This window comes from Syntrophomonas sp. UBA1041, from assembly GCF_002316705.1.
Taxonomy (GTDB): Bacteria; Bacillota; Syntrophomonadia; order Syntrophomonadales; family Syntrophomonadaceae; genus DTU019.
This window is the reverse complement of the sequence record NZ_DCEA01000045.1, coordinates 584-3,181: the sequence shown is the minus strand read 5'-3', so window position 1 is coordinate 3,181 and position 2,598 is coordinate 584. Positions and strand designations below refer to the sequence as shown.

General features: G+C 51.7%; 2 protein-coding genes. One reads left to right on the top strand and one right to left on the bottom strand.

Annotation, left to right across the window (positions count from 1 at the left end):
- Window positions 1–33 precede the first annotated feature (33 nt).
- Window positions 34–1,014, bottom strand: coding sequence for a magnesium/cobalt transporter CorA (gene corA, locus B2633_RS07080; protein ID WP_481039977.1), 981 nt, complete (start codon window positions 1,012–1,014; stop codon window positions 34–36).
- A 261-nt stretch (window positions 1,015–1,275) separates the two neighbouring features.
- Here corA and B2633_RS07075 point away from each other — a divergent pair.
- A partial coding sequence (locus B2633_RS07075) for a transglycosylase domain-containing protein (protein WP_483169904.1) occupies window positions 1,276–2,598 on the top strand: 1,323 nt, incomplete at its 3' end.

Below are 2,598 nucleotides of genomic sequence, written 5' to 3'. Positions count from 1 at the left end.
AAAAGAACCGGCCCCGCGCCTTTCCCGTGCCTTTCAAATCCAGCGGCGGTAGCGGAAAAACATCAGCATGCCGCCTACCAGGGTGATCATGCCCAGGGTGAGAACCCACACAAAGGAATCGCTGCCCGCCCCGGGAAGATAATTCAGGTTCATGCCGTAAAAACTGGTTATCACCGTCAGGGGCATCATGACTATCGAAATAATGGTTAGAACCGTTATGATTTCACTGGTGCGTCCATTTATGATGGAGTAATAAGTTTCAGTCGAGCTGTTTATAAGATCACGGTAGGTGCTGGCCGTGTCCAGTATGCTGTCCATGTGATCGACCAGGTCCAGGTAATAAGGCCGGTTTTCCTCGTTGACCAGGAAGGAATAATAGCCGTTAATGCTCCCGAAGATGCGCCGCTGGGGAATCATCACCTTGCGCAAGAGGATGATGGTGGTCTTAAGCGCCAGTATTTCCTCGGTGATCTCCTGCCCGCGATGAATAAAGATGTTGTCTTCCAGGTCGTCGATCCTCTCTCCCAGCCGCTCTATAATAGGGAAACACTCATCTACCATGTTGTCCACAATCCGGTATAACAGGTGCTCGGGACCCATATCCATGTAATTGCCTTCCTTGAGGCATACCCGGGCCACTTTTCCCACCGCGGTCAATGCCACCGGGTGTATTGTCACTATATAATTGGGGCCCATGAATACATCCAGCTCAATACTGGTAATCTCGTCTTCTTCCTCAGCTTCTTCAAAATAGCGCAAGCCATGGAAAACGAAGAAATAATAATCATCGTAACGGTCCAGTTTAGCCCGGGGGCTCTCCTGTAAACAGTCTTCCAGGGCCAGGGGATGGAATTGGAATAAATCGCCGATATAGTGGAGCTCACTGGCAGCGCAGTCATAGAGGTCAATCCATAACAGGCTTTCCCTCGAGGCCAGCAATTGATCTAATTGAGACAAATCGACATCATGCCAGACGGTTTGCTGTTCGTGGCTGAAATAATAGGTTTTGATCATGTTCAACCCTCCTTTTGCGGAGGATTACATGACCGTAAAGCAGCGGCAGTTAATCCCCCATGCATTATTATATTTACCAAATGAAGAAAAGGATTTTCGTAAAGGTATGGGTTCCATTATCCACCACCGCCTTTCCAAGTAAGATTCTTTTAATTTATAACCCGATTGGGGGGGCTTGTCAATAGTGCGGCCCTGTAAGGCCTTTATCCGGGAATGAAACCACCCATAAATGGGTATTTTTAGGTAAGAAGGAGTGGTATCATGACCCGGAAGCGCCTATTGTGGCTATACATCCTGATTTTTGTAGTGGTGAGCAGCGGATTCAGCCTGCAGCTGCCGGCTTTTCAGGTACCCCAGCCCAGCGTGGTCTATGATGTCAACGGCAAAGTCATTAAAGGCTTGAGCAGTGAGAATCAGATCGTGATCCCTTTGGAGGATATACCTGATTCTTTTAAAAAGGCGGTCATCGCGGTGGAAGACAAAAATTTCTACAGCCATCACGGCGTGGACCCGGCCGGCATATTGCGGGCCTTAATAGCCGACATCAAAGCCGGCGAGGTAGTGGCAGGGGGCAGCACCATCACCCAGCAGACCGCGAAGATATTATATCTTACCAATGAACGCACCCTGACCCGAAAAATTAAGGAACTATGGTACACTATTATTCTCGAACGGAAATACAGCAAAGACGAGATACTGGCGCTGTACTGTAATTCCATCTATTTCGGCCAGGGTGCTACCGGCATAGAAGTAGCGGCGCGCACCTTTTTCGGCAAGGAAGCCCGCCAGCTGACTGTGCCCGAATCCACTTTGCTGGCCGGACTGCCTAATTATCCTTCCGGTTTTGACCCGTATGTGCATCCTGACCGGGCCAAAGCCCGGCAGGAGGTGGTCCTGGAACGCATGGCGGCTGAAGGCTATATAACCCAGGCGGAGAGAGACAGCATCGCCCAACAGCCGCTTAAGTACAAACGGGACCATGCCATTATCGGAGACGCTCCCTATTTTGTGGCTATGATAAGGGAATATCTGATCAAGCAGTATGGGGAGAATATGGTTTTTCAAGGCGGGCTCAAGGTCTATACCACCCTGGATCTGACCATGCAGCAGGCTGCCGAGCGCGCCCTGGCCCAGGGGATGAAAGGCCGTCCAGAGGCCCTGCAAGGGGCACTGGTGGCGGTTGATGTCAGCAACGGGCAGATCCGCGCCATGGTGGGAGGGCGGGATTTTACGCAATCCAGTTACAACCGAGTTTTTGCCACCCGGCAGCCCGGTTCCACATTCAAGCCCTTCATGTACTCCCTGGCCCTGTCTTCCGGATGGACCCAGGCCGATATGATACCCTGTGAGGAAGTGGAGTTCCCGGTGGCCGGAAGTCCGCCCTACAAGCCTACTGATTACGGGGATGAGCCCTACCACTGGCGCGATTTTACACTAAAAGAAGCGGTGATGAAATCTGACAATGTGGTGGCGGTAACCCTGAATGAGCGCCTGGGACCGGCCAGGGTGGCCCGCTACGCCGAAAATTTCGGTTTTTCAGGCATTAAGCCGGTGCTATCCCTCCCGCTGGGGTCTACCGAAGTG

Excerpts from the sequence above, each read along its gene's own strand:
- corA (WP_481039977.1), bottom strand. The coding sequence starts at position 1,014 with ATGATCAAAACCTATTATTTCAGCCACGAACAGCAAACCGTCTGGCAT.